Source organism: Devosia sp. (genome assembly GCF_025809055.1).
Taxonomy (GTDB): Bacteria; Pseudomonadota; Alphaproteobacteria; order Rhizobiales; family Devosiaceae; genus Devosia.
The window spans coordinates 3,185,795-3,204,025 of record NZ_CP075529.1; the positions used below are offsets into that span (position 1 = coordinate 3,185,795).

Below are 18,231 nucleotides of genomic sequence, written 5' to 3' on the forward strand. Positions count from 1 at the left end.
TTCCACCGGGTCATTCCCGCGAAAGCGGGAAGCTTTGGTTTGGTGGGGTGAAACGGAGGCTCCCGCTTTCGCGGGAGTGACATTGTGCCGGGCTGCACACTTGTGAGCGTACGCCTTCGGCTAAAAGCCGCCGCCGGTTTTGAAGCCGCCATGTTTGCGGGTGCCGGAGGAGCCGGTGCGGGGGCGGGAGAAGCCGCCGCCCGATCCGCCGCCGGTTGATCCGCCCCAGCCGCCGCCGAAACCACCGCCAAAACCGCCGCGACCGGGTTTGCTCTTGCCGCCCGACGGGCTGCCGCCAAAGCTGCTGTCGGGCCACTGGAACCCGCCGCCGCCGTCGGACCATGGCCCGGAATTGCTGTTGCGATTGGAGCGCGTGGGCTGATAGCCCGAGCCCCATTCCGAGCCCTTGGCCCAGTTCTGGCTGCGCTGCCACTGGTCCCAATAGGACGCGGCGGTGATGGTGCCGCGCAGGAAGTCGTTGAGCATGTCGCCGACCAGCCGGTCTTCCTTGAAGCTCGAGCGGGGATCGTCGAAGCGCTGCTTCTTGAACTCCCACTGGATGTCTTCGAGCTCGCGGCGGCGCGCGGCGAGGGTCTTGAGGCGATCGCGTTGCTCGCGGCTGTCCTCGTCTTCTTCGCGGACGCGGGTGCGGGCTTCGTCGATCTGGGCGACGATGGTGTCGTCCTGCCCGGTGCGGGTGCGCCGGGCCTCGGCGAGCAGGGTCTGGATATCCTCGCGGCCCAGGGCGGCGGCGAGGGCCGAAGTGGCCGTCTCGAAGGCCGGATCCTTGCCCTCGGCGAGTGCGTGGAGCGATTTGGCGGCCGTGTCGCGCTGGTCCTCGGCTTCCACGATATGGGCGTCGACCTCTTCGATTTCAGCCTGGGCGGCGGCGATGGCCTGTCGGACCGGGGCACCCCCGGCGCGGTCGACGGCGGCGGCCTCCATGGCCTGCAGCTTCTGTTCGGCCTCGGAAACGGCCGCTTCCTGGCGGTCGGCATGCTCGCGCAGGCGCAACGGAATTTCGTTGAGCATCGCGTAGTTGGGCCGGGCCTTGAGGAACCCGATCAGATTGGCGACAAGGCCGTCGAAATAGCGGACGAGGTTGTTGGCGCGATAGCCGGAGGTGCCGTAGCCAGCGTCCCACAGATACATGAACAGCGGATCGTCGCGATAGGGTCGGCCCTTGTCCTCGCGGTCCTTCTCGGCCTGTTCGGTCTTGCGCAGCGACTGCTCGGCAATGCGGTCGAGCTCTTCGGTTTCGGCGCGCTGCGCCGTGTAGGCGGGTTCGCTGGCGAGGAGCGCCGCCTGCTGGTCGGTCAGGCGCTTGAGTTCGGCCTGTTGTTCCTCGAGACGCGCAACGGCGGCACTGCGCCGCTCGACCAGCCTTGAGCGGGCCTCGTCGAAATCGCCGATGGTCTTTTCGGCCTTGGCGACATCCTTGGCATGGGACTTGAGCATGTCCCGCGCCTGCCGCTCGGCCGTGGAAATGGTGCCGTCGAGTTCGCCCTGGATGGCGGGGTCGAGGCGGAACTGCGCCAATTGGCGGAACAGCTCGGCTTCGCTTTCCTTGATCTTGGTGATGCGTTCGGCCGTGCGGGCGAGGCGGCGGGAGATTTCGTCTTCCTCGCGCCGGATGTCGCGCATCGCCTCTTCGAGGCTGGCCAGGGCCTGGGGTCCGCCTATGCTCATCGCCTCACCACCGGGTCACAGCGCCGCCCATGACGGGCATGAGATATTCGACGTCAAGGAAGCCATCCTGCTTGCGGCCCACTTCATTGCCCTGGATGATGCCGTCGTCGCGCTTGTCGGCGGCCACGGCCGTGTAGATGGATTCGGGAACGCGCACGCCCCACATCGACACGACTTCTGTTTCCCCGTTCTCCTCGTTGAGGATGGGCAGCGACAAGACATCGCCATTGGCCTCGATGGCCTCGACCACGAGGTAGTAATTGGTGGCGTCGGTATTGATTTCGGGGAAGGTCCAGAAGCCCGAATCCACCCCTTCGCGATTGACGACGCGCAGCGAATAGGCCTGGCGCAGCTGGTCGCGCAGGGCCGTGAGGCTGGCCACCGCCTCCTCGGCGCCCTCGCGATTGCCTTCGCTGGCAAAGGCCTTGCCGCGCTGCACGATGGCTTCGGCCTGAACCACGGCGGACTGCACCTTGGTTTCCTCGAAGATGGTCTGGTAGAGCCCGTCCATCTGGGCCGGCAGGCCCTCGACCAGTTCGAGGCGCGCCTGTTCGGCCTGCCCGGCCTGATAGGGCTGCCAGATGCCGAAATAGCCCACCGAGAGCAAGAGGACGGCGCCCAGCGCAATCAGCGCCGGCCGGCCCCAGCTCTTGCGGCCGACATAGAGCCGGGCGAGGGTGGTGCCCAGGCCCGGCGCCGGCGGTTCATAGGTGAACCGGCTTTCAGCCAGGGCTGCCACGCCTTCCTTGAGGATGTGGTCGGGAACCTCGATGCCCTGGTCGTGATAGACCGAGCGCAGGCGCTCGATGAGCTGCTTCTCGCGGGCGGCGCCATCGAGTTCGCGCGTCACCAGATCCTGCCGGTGACGGAGCGTGTCGACCACGTCCATCGCCAGCATGACCTCGTCGAGCGGAGCGCCGGGCTTGGCTGTTGCGTCACTCATGGGCTGAAGATACCCGTCCGGTCAAAGAGCCCTCAGTTCCTGGTTTCGAGCAGAAGCGCATTGCCTTCGGCGGCGAGGGTGGCGAGGCGCCGCTTGCCGTCCTCCACCGCGTCGCGGATTTCTGCCGAGTTCTTGGTCGAGGCCACGCGCATCTCGTTGATGATGGTGCGGCTCTTCTCCTGGAAGTTGACGACGGAATCGACCAGCTTCTTGACGGCGTCGGCGCGCACGGTGGGGCCATAACCGGCCTTGACCGCCTCTTCCTGCACCTTGTCGCCAATCTCGGAAAGCGTCTCCAGCGACTTGGACATGCCTTCCTTCATGGCATTGAGGGTTTCGGTCGATTCATGCAGGCCGAACATGCCGGTAAAGGAGGCGCTGAGCGCGGTCAGGACGGTCTCGTTGGTCGAGAAGAACGAAATCGACTGCTGATAGACGCGCTCCTTGGCATTGGTGGTCTGCATCAGACGCGCCATGACGACTTCGGACGTATTGTAGGAAATGGTCAGATTGTCCGAGAGGTCCTTGGCGATCTGGTAGCGCTTTTCCTCGTTCTGCATTTCGCGCAGGCGCTCGTCGCGCGCCATTTCGAGGCGGGCGCGGTCGGCCGGTACGGTACCGGAAAAGGCGGCCAGTTCATCGGCCGACTTCTGCAGGATGTTTTTCTTTTCCTCGAGGCGCTTCTCGGCGGTCTGCAGCACTTCGAGCGCCATGACTTCGGACTGTTTCAGCGCGCCGCGGAAATCCCGATAGGCCTCGAGAATGGTCTGCTCGCGGTCGATCTGGTCCTTGGTGTCGCGCGTCACATCCAGATAAGTGTCGCGGATCTTGTTGAAGCGGGTGGCGATGTCGCCACGGCTCACCTTCATCCAGACATTGGAGGCGCGCTCGAACAGATCGAGCTTGTTGTCGGCAAGCTGGTCGACCATGCCCTTGGCATCGTCGCGGATGGAGTCGAAGCCCTTTGTGATGTCTTCGTAGCGCTCGCCGATCTTCATGGCGGCGACCTGTTCGCGCACCACTTCGTTGAAGGCGCTGGCCTGGCTGAGGGTACGGCCGATCAGGATGACGCGGGTTTCATCCAGTTCGGTGATCTGGGCAAGCAGCCCGGTAATGGGAGCCTCAGCCTGGTTTTCCGGCCAGATGCCGAGGTCGCGAATGGCGTTCACGGCCTTGTCGAGATACTGCAGCGGCTTTTCCGCAATGGCGGGCATCGCCGTCTGGGCCTCTGTGGTGGCGGTGTTCACTGGATCGGTCATGACTGGCTCCCTTTGGTGGCCGGACCGTCGTCTGCGGCCCTGACTCTAGATTGCGTCTATGGGCCCCCCTGACAATTGCATGTTGACCGGGCGACAACTATTTACACCATATTGGTGCGAAAAAGCCGCACGTAAAGAAGGGTTGGGCCAACGAGCCCTCCGGACCTGGGAGGCTCGATGCAATTCGGCGGACGCTATCAGATCGCAGCACCCAGACTTGCCGTCTGGGAAGCCCTCAACGACCCTGAGACGCTCAAGGCCGCCATTCCCGGTTGCAGCCGCATCGCCTGGACCGGCCCGGCCAGCCTCGATCTAGACATTACCGTCAATCTGGGGGTGATGAAGCCCGTGTTCAAAGGCGAGCTGCTGCTGACCGATGTCGAGCCGGCGGAGCGTTACCGGCTGGCCGGCAAGGGCAAGGGTGGCCTGCTGGGCCTGGCGGAAGGCGCCGCCAATATCGCGCTCGAAGACAATGAAGGGGGAACCCTTCTGGCCTTTACGGCGGAGGGTGGCGCATCGGGTCAGATCATGAAACTGGGCAAGGCCATTGTCGGCAATTCGGCCCAGAAGATCATCGACGGCTTCTTCGAACGATTCGCGACGGCCATGGGCGCCGAGATCATTCCCCTAGGCCCTGCTTAAGGGTTTGCTCACCATGCCGGAAGGCGCCTTGGAGCGGCCATCATTCCGCCGCCGGCGATGCCGTAGAGACAGGGCGGTCTCTACAATTTGTGTCGAATTGCATCATGTCCATGTCCGCCCGCGACAGTATTGCCCTCTATTTCATCGCCAGCCTGGCGGTTCTCGTCACGCTCTATGCCGATGCCGACCTGGGAAAACTGTTCACGATGATCCTGGCCCGGCTTTAGGGGGTGTTACCCTTCGGCTGGTTCGAGATGGTGCTCCGGCCCCCGGGGTCGCTTTGCATCAGTGGCTAGACCTCTGCCGGGGTTAAATTGCAAAATCTCAGGATGGGCCCCGGCCTTCGCCGGGGTGACAGCAGAGATCTTGGAGCAACAATCCCGTGTACGGACGGTCAGGTGCCAGCCCGCCAGTGTGCGGATGGTTCCCGGCGGCGTTGGATTGCCTCAACATCGAAGTGCCAGTTCGCGCCTGTTCAATACTGGAGCGTCCTGCGCGAATTTTGACCAATCGGAAAAAATTTGTCGCTTCCCTCTTGCAGGCGCGATGATTGCACGATTTTATCCCTTTTCAGCGCATTGAGATTGTCCGTCGGTTTTCCCGGCGCTCGGTGCGAGACAGGGAGACACCATCAATGAAAATTTCGATCCTCACCAAGGCCATGGCTGGCGGCGTTGCGCTTTCCGCCGTTCTGACCGGGGCGGCCCTGGCCGATCCGGCGCTGATCTACGATCTGGGCGGCAAGTTCGACAAGTCGTTCAACGAGTCGGCCTATAACGGTGCCGAAGCCTGGAAGACCGAGACCGGCGGCGCGTACGTCGACCTCGAACTGCAGAACGACGCGCAGCGCGAGCAGGCCCTTCGCCGCTTTGCTTCGCAGGGCTCCAACCCAATCGTGGTGATGAGCTTCATGTGGGAATCGGTGCTGGGTGCCCTGGCTGCCGAATTCCCCGACACCAACTTCGTGGTGATCGACTCGGTCGTCGACGGCCCGAACGTGCAGTCGCTGCTGTTCGACGAGCATACCGGCTCGTACCTGGTTGGCGCGCTGGCCGCTCTCAAGTCCGAAACCGGCACTGTCGGCTTCGTCGGCGGCATGGACGTGCCCCTGATCCACAAGTTCTATTGCGGCTATGCCCAGGGCGCCAAGGCGGTCAATCCTGATGCGACCGTGATCGAATCCTATACCGGTACCACCCCGGCTGCCTGGAACGATCCGGTCACCGCTGGCGAATTGGCCAAGGCTGCCATGGACCAGGGTGCGGACGTCGTCTTCGCCGCTGCCGGTGGCTCGGGCCTCGGCGTGCTGCAGGCCATGGCCGATGCCGGCAAGTACTCGATCGGCGTCGATAGCAACCAGAACTACCTGCACCCCGGTTCGGTCCTGACCTCGATGCTCAAGCGCGTCGACAATGCCGTGGGCCTGGCCTTCACCGAAGCCGGTGACGACGCCACCTTCAAGCCCGGCCTGACGACCCTGGGCCTCGAAGGCGACTTTGTCGGCTATGCCCTCGACGAGCATAACCAGGACCTGATCACCGAAGACATGATCACTGCGGTCGAAGACCTCAAGGCCAAGATCATGTCGGGTGAAATCGTGGTTCACGACTACACCACCGACTCCACCTGCCCGGCCTAAGCGGTCAGTCATGAACGGCGAAAACGCCAATACGCAGCGGCCGGAAACGGCCGCTGCTCCCACACCGGCCAATGGCTGGGCGATCGAGCTTGAGAACATCAACAAGAGCTTCGGGCCCGTCCATGCCAACAAGGACATCGACCTCAAGGTCGCGCGCGGCACCATCCACGGCATCGTGGGGGAGAACGGCGCGGGCAAATCGACCCTGATGTCCATCCTCTATGGATTTTACACCGCCGACAGCGGCACCATCCGCGTCAATGGCGCCATTGCCGATATCAGCGACAGCCGTCATGCGCTGGCGCTCGGCATTGGCATGGTGCACCAGCACTTCATGCTGGTCGACAATTTCTCGGTCCTCGAAAACGTCGTACTCGGCGCCGAGGACTCCGGCTTCATCAAGCCCAGTCTCGACCGGGCGCGGCGCGAACTCGACCGGCTCGAAAAGGAATACGAGCTCGAAGTCGATCCCGATGCCATCATCGAAGACATTTCGGTGGGCCAGCAGCAGCGCGTGGAAATCCTCAAGGCGCTCTATCGCGGTGCCGAGACGCTGATCCTCGACGAGCCGACCGGGGTGTTGACCCCCAAGGAGGCCGATGACCTGTTCCGCGTGCTGCGGACGCTGCGCGAACAGGGCAAGACGGTGATCCTGATCACCCACAAGCTGCGCGAGATCATGGCCATCACCGACAGTGTATCGGTGATGCGCCAGGGTGAAATGGTGGCCACGGTCCAGACCGCCGAGACCAGTCCGGAAGAGTTGGCCGAACTCATGGTTGGCCGCCGCGTGCTGCTGCGCGTGGAAAAGGGCGCTGCCAATCCCGGCAAGGACCTGCTCGAGGTCAACAATCTCGTGGTGGCCGACGACATGGGCGTCGTTCGCGTCAAGGATGTGAGCTTTACCGTGCGCGCCGGGGAAATCGTCGGCATTGCCGGCGTTTCTGGCAATGGCCAATCGGAACTGCTCGAGGCCATTACCGGCATGCGCGACCAGAAATCGGGCACCGTGTCGATCAAGGGCAATCAACTGCACCTGCGGGGCGACGACGGCGCGGCGCGGGCGCGCGCGGGCGGTTTGGCGCATGTGCCCGAAGACCGTCAGCGCATGGGCCTCGTCACCGGCTTCCAGGAATGGGAAAACGCCATCCTCGGCTATTCGGACAGCCCGGAATACCGCAAGGGCCTGCTGCTCGATATCGGCATGGCCAAGGAAAAGGCGGCCGAACACGTCAAGACTTTTGACGTGCGCCCGGCCGATATCAACCTCAAGACCTCGCTGTTTTCCGGTGGCAACCAGCAGAAAATCGTGTTGGCGCGCGAGATGGATCGGGACCCCGATGTGCTCGTTGTCGGCCAGCCGACGCGCGGCGTCGATATCGGCGCCATCGAATTCATCCATAACCAGATCATCAAGATGCGGGACGAGGGCAAGGCCATCCTATTGGTATCGGTCGAGCTCGACGAAATCCGCTCGCTCGCCGACCGTATCCTCGTCATGTTCGACGGCGTGATCGTGGGCGAGGCCGATCCGGCGACCGCCACCGAGGGCGACCTCGGCCTGATGATGGCCGGCATCAACCAGAAGGCCAGCCCGCGCGGCCTCGGCATTGCCGAACAGGGACCGCTGCCATGAGTGCGCTGAAGCCTCTTCCCCGCTGGGCCGACGTGGCCCTTCTGCCGCTGCTCAACCTGCTCCTGGCCTTCGTGGTCTCGGGCATCGTGGTGCTGGCGATCGGGCACAACCCGTTCACCGCCATCTGGGCCATCATCACCGGCGCCTTCGGCAATGGCTACAATATCGGCTATACGCTCTACTACGCGACCAACTTCGTCTTTGCCGGCCTCGCCGTCGCCATCGCGGCGCATGGCGGGCTGTTCAATATCGGCGGCAATGGCCAGGCCTATATTGCGGGATTGGGCGTGATCGTGGTCGCCCTGGCGCTGCAGGATACGCACTGGCTGCTGATCGCGCCGGTCGCCATCCTCGCCGCGGCGCTGTTCGGTGGCGTCTGGGCCTTCATCCCGGGCTATCTGCAGGCCAAGCGCGGCAGCCATGTGGTGATCACCACCATCATGTTCAATTTCATCGCCTCGGCGGTGATGATCTACATGCTCAATCGGGTGCTGAAGCCCGCCGGCGTATCGGGGCCGGAATCGGCCATGCTGGCGGAAGGCGCGCGCATGCCCAAGCTGGGCACGTTCTTTGCCCCGTTCAACTATACCCCGGTCAATTTCTCGATCTTCCTGGCCATTGCGGCCCTGATCGGCGTCTATGTGCTCATCTGGCATACGCGCTTCGGCTATGCGCTGCGGGTCATGGGGCAGAACCCGACGGCCTCGCGCTATGCCGGTATTTCCAACTCCAAGATGATCATGGTGACCATGACGCTTTCGGGCGCGCTGGCCGGCATGGTGGCGTTCAACGAGGTGTTCGGCGTGCAGCACCGGCTGGTGCTCGACTTCGTCGCCGACGCCGGCTTCGTCGGCATCGCCGTGGCGCTGATGGGCCGCAACCACCCGATCGGCATTGCCTTTGCGGCATTGTTGTTCGGAGCGCTCTACCAGGGCGGCAACGAGCTGCAATATGTGATTTCCGGGCTCGACCGCACCGTGGTGGTGATCATCCAGGCCCTGGTGATCCTGTTTACCGGCGCCATGGAAGGGCTATTCCGCCCGGGTCTGCAACGCACGATGATGCTGTTCTCGCCCGAGCAGAAGGCCGAGGCCATTGCCCGCGAAACCGTGAAGTCGGAGAGCTGATCGATGGACTATTCAGCTCTTCTGTCGCTGCTCGACGCCACCATCCGCCTCTCGACGCCGCTGCTGCTGGCGTGTCTGGCCGGCATGTATTCCGAACGCGCCGGGGTCTTCGATATCGGCCTCGAAGGCAAGATGCTGATGGCGGCCTTCGCCGCCGGGGCGATTGCCGCGGTTACCGGGTCGGCCTGGCTCGGGCTGGGCGCGGCCCTCATCATCTCCATCATGACGGCGTTGCTCCAGGGTGCCGCCGCCATCTCGCTCAAGGGCAATCAGCTGATCGCCGGCGTCGCCATCAACATGCTGGCGGCGGGGCTGACGACATTTCTCGGCCAGCAGCTGTTCCGCCAGGGCGGCCGCACGCCGCAACTCTCCGGTGATGGCCGTTTCGGGACCATCGATTTGCCGCTGGCCAACGAAATCGGACAGATTCCTGTCATCGGACCGATCTATTCCGAGCTGATTTCCGGGCACTATATCCTGGTCTATGTGGCTTTCCTTGCCGTGCCGATCACCGCCTATGTGCTCTACCGCACCCGCTTCGGGCTGCGCCTGCGCGCCGTGGGTGAAAACCCCAAGGCGGTGGATACGGCCGGTATTTCGGTGATCAAGCTGCGCTACCAGGCGGTGCTGATCACCGGCCTGCTCTGCGGTTTTGCGGGCGCCTATTTCTCCATTGCCCAGGGCTCGGGCTTCGGCAACAACATGACGGCCGGCAAGGGCTTCATTGCCCTCGCGGCGCTGATCTTTGCCAAGTGGAAGCCGGTGCCGGCCATGTTCACCTGTCTGCTGTTCGGGTTCCTCGATGCCCTGCAGATCCGCCTTCAGGGCGCCTCGTTCGGCGGTATCGAAATTCCGGTCCAGGCCATCCAGGCGCTGCCCTATGTGCTGACCGTGGTGCTGCTGGCCGGCTTTATCGGCAAGGCCGTCGGCCCCAAGGCCGGTGGCGTGCCCTATACCAAGGAGCGGTAGCGCCGGGATCGGCGCTCCAAGCTATCCAAGACCTCATCCTGAGCTTGTCGAAGGACGAGGTCGAGCGAGTGGAGACACCCTGCCACGACCTCGTGGTTCGACAGGCTCACCATGAGGTCTACTCCGGCGCAATATGAGGTCTATTGAGGACAAATGAATGTCTGAGCATTCGCACGACAAGGCCCTTTTCGCTGCCGCCGAGGCCGTGCGCGCCAGGGCCTATGCGCCCTATTCCAATTTTCAGGTCGGTGCGGCCATCCTTGCGGATGACGGAAACATCTATGCCGGCTGCAATGTCGAGAACGCCGCCTATCCGGTGGGCAATTGCGCCGAACCCAGCGCCATTGCCGCCATGCTGGCCGGTGGGGCAAAGCGCATCAAGCGCATCTATGTGACCGGACCGGGCACGGCGCCCGTCACCCCCTGCGGTGGTTGCCGGCAACGCATCCGCGAATTTGCCGATGCCGATGTCACGGTGATCTCTCATGGCGTCGATGGCGTGCCGCTGGTGCAGACGCTGGAGCAATTGCTGCCGCATTCCTTCGGGCCGGAGTATCTGGGCAGATGAGCAAGGCCGCAAAGACCATCGCAAAAATTGCCGGCAAGGCGCGGATTGATGCCGCGCTGGTGCTGGGCTCTGGCCTGTCCGCCATCGGCGGCCTGCTCGAGGACTGCATCACCATTCCCTATTCCGAGCTCAAGGGTTTTCCCGGCTCCGGTGTGTCCGGCCATGGCCGCGACCTGCTGATCGGCCAGATGGGCAACAAGCGCCTCGCCATCCTCACAGGGCGTGAGCACTATTACGAACATGGCAATGCCGCCGCCATGCGACCGGCATTGGAGGCCCTGGCGGACCTCGGCGCAGAGACGCTGATGCTGACCAATTCGGCCGGCTCTGTGGACGAGCGGTTCCGCCCCGGCGACCTCATGCTGATCGCCGACCACATCAATTATGCGGGCATGAACCCGCTGATCGGCGAGCCGACCGACCGTCGTTTTGTCAACATGGTCGATTGCTACAATGCGGACCTGCGCGGCAAGGCCAAGGCCGTGGGCGACCGCCTCGGCATCCCGCTCGGGGAGGGGGTTTACCTGTGGTATTCCGGCCCCAGTTTCGAGACGGTAGCCGAAATTCAGATGGCCATTCGCCTGGGCGCCAATGCCGTGGGCATGTCCACGGCACCCGAAGTCATTCTCGGGCGTTATCTGGGCATGAAAGTGTGGGCCTGCTCGTCCGTGACCAATATGGGCGCGGGCCTGTCGAGCGAAAATATCAGCCATGAACACACCAAGACCATGGCTGTGCAGGGGGCTGAAAAACTCAAAAGGCTGATCCCCGCATTGGTGGAGGAACTATGAGTCTCAAGGTCGTCGATACCGCACCACCCCATGAGGTGGACCACAAGCGCAATCCCGGTTTCCCGCTCGATCTCGACTGGGTCGGCCGGGTGCGGATGAACCGCTCGGCTCTGGAGCGCCGCGCCGGCACCATCGGCGCGCGCCGCACGGTCAAGAAGGACTATCAGCTGGCCTGGCTGCTCAAGGCGATCACCATGATCGACCTGACCACGCTCAATTCCGACGATACGCCCGGCCGGGTCGAGCGGCTTTGCGCCAAGGCACGCAATCCGCTGCGCAGCGACATTCGCGAACGGCTCGGCATCGGCAACCTGCGCGTGCTGCCGGGTGCGGTCTGCGTCTATCACAGCTTCGTCGGGACGGCGGTCGATGCCCTGGAGGGCAGCGGCATTCCGGTGGCAGCCGTTTCCACCGGCTTCCCGCATGGCCTGGCGCCGGTCGAGACCAAGCTGGCCGAGATCGAAGCCTCGGTAAAGGACGGCGCCAAGGAGATCGACATCGTCATCGAGCGCGGCATGGTGCTGCGCGGCGACTGGCAGGCGCTTTACGACCAGGTCAAGGCCTTCCGCAAGGCCTGCGGCGACGCCCATATCAAGACCATTCTGGGCACCGGCGAACTGGCGACCCAGACTAATGTCGCCAAGGCGAGCCTGGTCTGCATGATGGCCGGGGCCGATTTCATCAAGACGTCCACGGGCAAGGAAAAGGTCAATGCCAATCTCGTCACCTCGCTGACCATGATCCGCATGATCCGCTGGTTCGCCGAGGAGACCGGCATCGAGATCGGCTACAAGCCGGCCGGTGGGATCGCCACGGCGGGCGACGCGACCAAGTATATGGCGCTGATGAAGGAAGAACTCGGCACCCATTGGCTGCAGCCGCACCTGTTCCGCTTCGGCGCGTCAAGCCTGCTGACCGATATCGAGCGGCAATTGGAGCATGGGCTGACCGGCCACTACGCAGCCGATTATCGCCAGCCCATGGTTTGACAAAATGAGCGCCGCGCCCACCCTCGGTGTCATCCCCGCGAAAGCGGGGACCCCCGTTTCGGGCTGGACAGGCAAACAGAGGTTCCCGCTTTCGCGGGAATGACGCGGTGGTTTGAATTGCCCCGCGGGAGGATCTGAAATGAACAAGATCGCGCAAATCTTCGATAGCCTCGATTATGGACCGGCACCCGAGGCGCCGGATCAGGCGATTGCCTGGCTGGATGGCCATGGCCGCAAGTTCGGTCATTTCATCGATGGCAAGTGGACCAAGCCGGGCAAGACCTTCAACGCCGACAACCCGGCCACCGGTGCCTCGCTCGCCGCCATCACCGATGGCAGCGCCGAGGATGTCGACAAGGCGGTCAAGGCGGCGCGGGCGGCGTTCAAGGGCTGGTCGGCCCTGTCCGGCTATGAGCGCGGCAAGTATCTCTACGCCATCGCCCGCCTGATCCAGAAACACTCGCGCCTGTTCGCCGTCCTCGAAACCATGGACAATGGCAAGCCCATTCGCGAGAGCCGCGATGCCGATATTCCGCTGGCGGCGCGCCATTTCTACCATCACGCCGGCTGGGCCACGCATCTGGAACGCGCCTTCCCCGACCATGTGCCCTACGGCGTCTGCGGGCAGATCATTCCGTGGAACTTTCCACTGCTGATGCTGGCCTGGAAGATTGCCCCGGCCCTGGCTGCCGGCAATACGGTGGTGCTGAAGCCCGCCGAATTCACCTCGCTGACGGCGCTGCTCTTTGCTGAAATCTGCGAGCGCGCAGGCCTGCCCAAGGGCGTCGTCAATATCGTCACCGGCGAGGGCGACACTGGCGCTGCCATCGTCAATCACCCCGGCATCGACAAGATCGCCTTCACCGGCTCGACCGAGGTCGGCAAGATCATCCGCGCCGCGACGGCCGGAACCGGCAAGGGGCTGAGCCTCGAGCTGGGCGGCAAATCGCCTTACGTGGTGTTCGAGGACGCCGACCTCGACTCCGCCGTAGAGGGCCTGGTGGAAGCCATCTGGTTCAACCAGGGCCAGGTGTGTTGCGCCGGATCGCGCCTGCTTGTGCAGGAGAGCATCGAAGCCCGCTTTATCGCCAAGATCAAGGCGCGCATGGCCAAGCTCAGGGTCGGTGACCCGCTCGACAAGTCCGTCGATATCGGCGCGCTGGTTGCCCCGGTGCAGGTTGAACGCATCAAGGACCTGATGAAAAAGGGCGCTGCCGAAGGCGCCGAAATCTATGAACCCGATGGGACGCTGCCGGCCAAGGGTTGTTTCCTCAAGCCGGCTCTGGTGACCAATGTCTCGCCAGCCAATACACTGGTGGCCGAGGAAATCTTCGGGCCCGTGCTGGTGGCCATGAGCTTCCGCACGCCCGAGGAGGCGGTCGCCCTGGCCAACAATACCCGCTACGGGCTGGCCGCCACCATCTGGAGTGAGAATATCAACCTGGCGCTCGACATCGCGCCCAAGATCAAGGCCGGCGTGGTCTGGATCAACGGCACCAATAATTTCGACGCCGCGGTCGGTTTCGGCGGTTACAAGGAAAGCGGTTTCGGGCGCGAAGGCGGCCGCGAAGGCATGGCGAGTTATCTCAAGCCAAGCTGGGAAAAGGCGCTGAAAGCGGCTCCCGCCAGCGCGGCGCCCGCCAAGGCCGCGAACAACCCGCTCGATGCCGGCGGTCTCGACCAGACGGCCAAGATGTATATCGGCGGCAAGCAGGCGCGGCCCGACAGCGGCTACAATCGCCCGGTGCTCAATGGCAAGGGCGACCTGGTGGGCGAGGTCGGCGAGGGCAATCGCAAGGATATCCGCAATGCCGTGGAAGCGGCGCGCGGCGCTCTCGGCTGGGGCTCGACGGCGGCCCATGCCCGGGCGCAGATCCTTTATTTCCTCGCTGAAAATCTCGATTATCGCCGCGACGAATTTGCCGCGCGCATCAAGGCGCAGACAGGCCAGGATGGCGGTGCCGAAGTCGCCCAGGCCGTCGAGCGGCTCTTCGCCTTTGCCGGCTGGGCAGACAAATATGACGGTGCGGTGCATAACCCGCCCATGCGCGCCGTGGCTGCGGCCATGGTCGAACCGCTGGGCGTTCTGGGCGTGGTGGCACCCGAGAACCGGCCGCTGCTCGGGTCCATTGCGCTGATCGCGCCGGCCTTGGCCATGGGCAATACGGTGGTGCTGGTGCCATCCGAGCGTGCGCCGCTGTCGATTACCGATCTCTATCAGGTGCTCGAAACCTCGGACGTGCCCAATGGCGTGGTCAATATCGTGACCGGCGATGCAGTGAGTCTGGCCAAGACCCTGGCCGAGCACGATGGCGTCGACGGACTCTGGTATGCCGGATCGGCCGAGGGGTCGACCATGGTCGAGAAGGCCTCGGTCGGCAATCTCAAGCAGACCTGGACCAGCCGAGGGCTGGATTTCGACCTGTCCGATCCGCGCTTTGCCGGGGACTATTTCCTGGCCCGGGCGACGCAGGTCAAGAATGTCTGGATTCCGTACGGGGCTTAGAACCCCTCATCCGGCGCTGCGCGCCACCTTCTCCCACAAGGGGAGAAGGGTCTGACTGAGACCTCACCGCGCTTACCTTCTCCCCTCGCGGGAGAAGGTGCCCGAAGGGCGGATGAGGGGGAAGTCGCAACAGCCGAAAGCCATCCATGGTCTTCCTTCCCCAAGAAGTCATCATCAGAAAACGCAATGGCGAGGCGCTTGCGGCTTCCGAGATCGCGGACTTCATCGCCGGATTTGCCGGCGGCAGCGTCTCCCATGCCCAGGCGGCGGCTTTCGCCATGGCGGTCTATTTCAACGACATGGGCATGGACGAGCGGGTGGCGCTGACGCTGGCCATGCGCGACAGCGGCACGGTGCTCGACTGGTCGGACCTGGATGGCCCGGTTGCCGACAAGCACTCGACCGGCGGCGTGGGTGACAATGTGAGCCTGATGCTGGCGCCGATCCTGGCGGCGCTGGGCATTTATGTGCCGATGATCTCCGGGCGTGGGCTCGGCCATACCGGCGGCACGCTCGACAAGTTCGATGCCATTCCCGGCTATCAGACCAGCCCGGACAATGCCCTGTTCCGCAAGGTGGTGCGCGAGACCGGCTGCGCCATTATCGGCCAGACGGCGGACCTCGCGCCCGCCGACAAGACGCTTTACGCCATTCGCGACGTGACCGGCACGGTGGAATCCATTGCGCTGATCACGGCGTCCATCCTGTCCAAGAAACTGGCTGCCGGGCTCGGCGCTCTGATCCTCGACGTCAAGACCGGTTCCGGCGCCTTCATGCCGACGTTGGAGGCATCGCGAAACCTGGCCGAGAGCCTGGTGACGGTGGCCAATGGCGCCGGCCTCAAGACCGGGGCGCTGATCACCGACATGAATGAACCGCTGGCTACGGCCGCCGGCAATGGGCTGGAAGTGCGCAATGCCGTCGATTTCCTGACCGGGGCCCACCAGGACCCGCGGTTGAAGCAGGTGACGCTGGCGCTGTGCGCCGAACTGGTGCTCATGACCGACAAGGCCGCATCACTGGAGGCGGCGCAGGACGCCGTCGCCGGGGCGCTGGATTCCGGCCGGGCGGCGGAGCATTTCGAACGGATGGTTGCCGGGCTCGGTGGGCCAGCCGATTTCGTCGAGCGGATGGATAGCCACCTGGCACCAGCGCCCATTGTGCGCGACGTGTTTGCCGAGGGGCAGGGCACGGTTGCGGCCGTGGATACACGCGGCGTCGGCATGGCGGTCGTGGCGCTCGGGGGCGGGCGGGCTACGCCCACGGACACAATCGATCACCGTGTCGGGTTCGACCGGCTGGCCGGTCTCGGCACCGTGCTCGATGGCAGGACGCCGATCGCGCGTATTCACGCCAAGGACGAGGCCAGTGCGGCAGAGGCAGAAAAGCGGTTGAAGGCCGCCTATCGCCTTGGTGAGCGGGCGGAGAAACATGCGCTGATTGCCGACTCCGTCCCGCCGACCCAGTAACCACCCACGGAGGCACCCCCGCGAAAGCGGGAGCCTCCGTCATAGCCTGCCATCGCAACAGAGGTTCCCCCTTTCGCGGGAACGATCCGATGGATATTCAAGGAGTTGCCCATGCCCCGCGCCATTGTCTGCCTGCTCGATAGCGTCGGAATTGGCGGTGCGCCGGATGCTGCGTCCTATGGCGATACCGGGGCCAATACGGTTGGCCACATCGCCGAATGGGCGGCCACGGGCAAGGCTGACCGGGCGGGCCTGCGCGAGGGGCCTTTGCGCGTGCCCAATATGGATGCAATGGGGCTGGGTGCCGCCGTAAAGCTGTCCAGCGGCAGCCTGCCGCCGGGGCTCTCCGAAACGCCTAGGGGCGGCCGCTTCGGGGTCGGCCGGGAGGTCAGCAAGGGCAAGGATACGCCATCCGGCCACTGGGAAATCGCCGGGGTGCCGGTGCCTTTCGAATGGGGTTACTTCCCCCAGACAGTGCCGACTTTCCCGCCCGACCTGATTGCCGAATTCATCCGCCGTGCTGAGCTGCCGGGAATTTTGGGCGACAAGCACGCCTCGGGCACCGATATCATCGCCGAACTGGGCGAAGAGCATATCCGCACCGGCAAGCCGATCTGCTACACCTCGGTGGACTCGGTCTTTCAGATCGCCGCGCATGAAAGCCATTTCGGCCTTGAGCGACTGTATGACATCTGCCGCATCGCCTTCGAGCTGACTGAGCCGCTGAAAATCGGCCGCGTCATTGCCCGGCCATTTGTCGGCGAGGACCAAAAAACGTTCAAGCGCACCGGCAACAGGCGGGACTTTGCCATCTCGCCGCCGGAGCCGACCCTGCTCGACCGCAACGCCGTGGCCGGCAACCAGGTCATCGCCATCGGCAAGATTTCCGACATCTATGCCGGGTCTGGGGTGACCCACAAGCTCAAGGGCACGGGTATTCCGCAGCTGTTCGACCGGACGCTCGAAGCCATGGAAATGGCGGCCGACCGCGCCTTCATCATGACCAATTTCGTCGATTTCGACAGCGAATACGGCCACCGCCGGGACGTGCCGGGCTATGCGGCAGCGCTGGAGCTGTTCGATGCGCGCCTGCCCGAGATCATCGCCGCCATGCGGCACGACGATCTTTTGGTGCTGACCGCCGATCACGGCAATGATCCGACCTGGCCGGGCACCGACCATACCCGCGAACAGGTGCCCATCCTGGTCTTTTCCCCAGCCCTCACGCCGGGGGAGATTGGCATTCGCTCCACCTTCGCCGATATTGGCGAAAGCATTGCCGCCTGGCTCGGTCTCGCACCTGGCCGCCACGGCAAGTCATTCCTTTAGGCCAACAGCAAATGGGTGTTTCGATGAGCAAGATCGTGGGCAATGTGACGGTCATCGATCATCCGCTGATCCAGCACAAGCTGACCATCATGCGCAACAAGGAGACTTCCATTGCGGGGTTCCGGCGGCTGCTGCGCGAGATTGCACATCTCATGTGTTACGAGGTGACGCGTGACCTGGAGCTGGAACTGATCGATATCGACACCCCGATGTCGCCAATGAAGTCGCCGGCCATCAAGGGCAAGAAACTGGTGTTTGCGTCCATCCTGCGCGCCGGCAATGGCCTTCTGGACGGCATGCTGGACCTGGTGCCCGCCGCGCGCGTCGCCCATATCGGCATGTATCGCGACCATGAGACGCTCGAGCCAGTGGAATATTACTTCAAGGCGCCCTCGAGCCTCGAGGACCGGTTGATCATCGTGGTCGACCCGATGCTGGCCACCGCCAATTCGGCGACGGCCGCCATCGAAAAGCTCAAGGAACGCGGCGCCAATAATATCCGCTTCCTCTGCCTTTTGGCCGCGCCAGAAGGTATCAAGCGTTTCGAGGAAGCCCATCCCGACGTGCCGGTCTATACCGCCTCGATCGACAGCCATCTCAACGAGAAGGGCTATATCGTGCCGGGCCTGGGTGATGCGGGCGACCGCATGTACGGCACGAAATAGGTTCGTGCCA

Annotated in this window: 16 protein-coding genes; 13 read left to right on the forward strand and 3 right to left on the reverse strand. The window is 63.8% G+C overall.

Going from position 1 to position 18,231, the window contains the following annotated elements; all coding sequences use genetic code 11:
* Positions 1–120: 120 nt before the first annotated feature.
* Genes KIT02_RS15640 through KIT02_RS15650 form a run of 3 tightly spaced genes read right to left on the reverse strand, consistent with a single transcriptional unit; the run spans position 121 to position 3,891 of the window.
* Positions 121–1,689: a hypothetical protein gene (locus tag KIT02_RS15640; protein ID WP_297579697.1), complete on the reverse strand. Its 1,569-nt coding sequence runs from the start codon at positions 1,687–1,689 to the stop codon at positions 121–123.
* Between the two features lie 4 nt (positions 1,690–1,693).
* Positions 1,694–2,632 carry a DUF6384 family protein gene (locus KIT02_RS15645; RefSeq protein ID WP_297579700.1) on the reverse strand — a complete coding sequence of 313 codons (939 nt, stop codon included), beginning with the start codon at positions 2,630–2,632 and terminating at the stop codon, positions 1,694–1,696.
* A gap of 32 nt (positions 2,633–2,664) precedes the next feature.
* On the reverse strand, positions 2,665–3,891 hold the full coding sequence (locus tag KIT02_RS15650; RefSeq protein WP_297579703.1) for a cell surface protein: 1,227 nt from the start codon (positions 3,889–3,891) through the stop codon (positions 2,665–2,667).
* Between the two features lie 177 nt (positions 3,892–4,068).
* Between KIT02_RS15650 and KIT02_RS15655 the strand changes: the two genes are divergently transcribed.
* The 13 genes from KIT02_RS15655 to upp all read left to right on the forward strand — a co-directional run bounded on the left by KIT02_RS15655 (position 4,069) and on the right by upp (position 18,221).
* Positions 4,069–4,533 carry an SRPBCC domain-containing protein gene (locus tag KIT02_RS15655; RefSeq protein WP_297579706.1) on the forward strand — a complete coding sequence of 155 codons (465 nt, stop codon included), beginning with the start codon at positions 4,069–4,071 and terminating at the stop codon, positions 4,531–4,533.
* Between the two features lie 104 nt (positions 4,534–4,637).
* Complete coding sequence (locus KIT02_RS15660; RefSeq protein ID WP_297579709.1) at positions 4,638–4,760, forward strand: hypothetical protein; 123 nt, start codon at positions 4,638–4,640, stop codon at positions 4,758–4,760.
* A 434-nt stretch (positions 4,761–5,194) separates the two neighbouring features.
* A complete protein-coding gene (locus tag KIT02_RS15665) occupies positions 5,195–6,172 on the forward strand; it encodes a BMP family ABC transporter substrate-binding protein (protein ID WP_297585366.1) in 978 nt (325 codons plus the stop codon).
* Positions 6,173–6,182: 10 nt separating this feature from the next.
* On the forward strand, positions 6,183–7,808 hold the full coding sequence (locus tag KIT02_RS15670) for an ABC transporter ATP-binding protein (protein ID WP_297579712.1): 1,626 nt from the start codon (positions 6,183–6,185) through the stop codon (positions 7,806–7,808).
* Positions 7,805–8,935 carry an ABC transporter permease gene (locus KIT02_RS15675; RefSeq protein ID WP_297579717.1) on the forward strand — a complete coding sequence of 377 codons (1,131 nt, stop codon included), beginning with the start codon at positions 7,805–7,807 and terminating at the stop codon, positions 8,933–8,935. Before KIT02_RS15670 ends, KIT02_RS15675 begins: the two co-directional genes overlap by 4 nt.
* Positions 8,936–8,938: 3 nt before the next feature.
* A complete protein-coding gene (locus KIT02_RS15680; RefSeq protein WP_297579720.1) occupies positions 8,939–9,904 on the forward strand; it encodes an ABC transporter permease in 966 nt (321 codons plus the stop codon).
* Between the two features lie 157 nt (positions 9,905–10,061).
* On the forward strand, positions 10,062–10,472 hold the full coding sequence (locus tag KIT02_RS15685) for a cytidine deaminase (RefSeq protein ID WP_297579723.1): 411 nt from the start codon (positions 10,062–10,064) through the stop codon (positions 10,470–10,472).
* On the forward strand, positions 10,469–11,263 hold the full coding sequence (locus KIT02_RS15690; protein ID WP_297579726.1) for a purine-nucleoside phosphorylase: 795 nt from the start codon (positions 10,469–10,471) through the stop codon (positions 11,261–11,263). The genes KIT02_RS15685 and KIT02_RS15690 overlap by 4 nt, the downstream gene beginning before the upstream one ends.
* On the forward strand, positions 11,260–12,252 hold the full coding sequence (gene deoC, locus KIT02_RS15695; RefSeq protein WP_297579736.1) for a deoxyribose-phosphate aldolase: 993 nt from the start codon (positions 11,260–11,262) through the stop codon (positions 12,250–12,252). The genes KIT02_RS15690 and deoC overlap by 4 nt, the downstream gene beginning before the upstream one ends.
* A gap of 139 nt (positions 12,253–12,391) precedes the next feature.
* Positions 12,392–14,758 carry an aldehyde dehydrogenase family protein gene (locus KIT02_RS15700; protein WP_297579739.1) on the forward strand — a complete coding sequence of 789 codons (2,367 nt, stop codon included), beginning with the start codon at positions 12,392–12,394 and terminating at the stop codon, positions 14,756–14,758.
* Between the two features lie 146 nt (positions 14,759–14,904).
* Positions 14,905–16,227 (forward strand): thymidine phosphorylase, encoded by a 1,323-nt coding sequence (gene deoA / locus KIT02_RS15705; protein ID WP_297579741.1) that lies wholly within the window; start codon positions 14,905–14,907, stop codon positions 16,225–16,227.
* A 111-nt stretch (positions 16,228–16,338) separates the two neighbouring features.
* On the forward strand, positions 16,339–17,556 hold the full coding sequence (locus tag KIT02_RS15710; protein ID WP_297579744.1) for a phosphopentomutase: 1,218 nt from the start codon (positions 16,339–16,341) through the stop codon (positions 17,554–17,556).
* A gap of 35 nt (positions 17,557–17,591) precedes the next feature.
* Entirely contained in the window at positions 17,592–18,221 is a 630-nt protein-coding gene (upp, locus tag KIT02_RS15715; RefSeq protein ID WP_297585370.1) for a uracil phosphoribosyltransferase, read from the forward strand.
* The last annotated feature ends 10 nt before the right edge of the window (positions 18,222–18,231 follow it).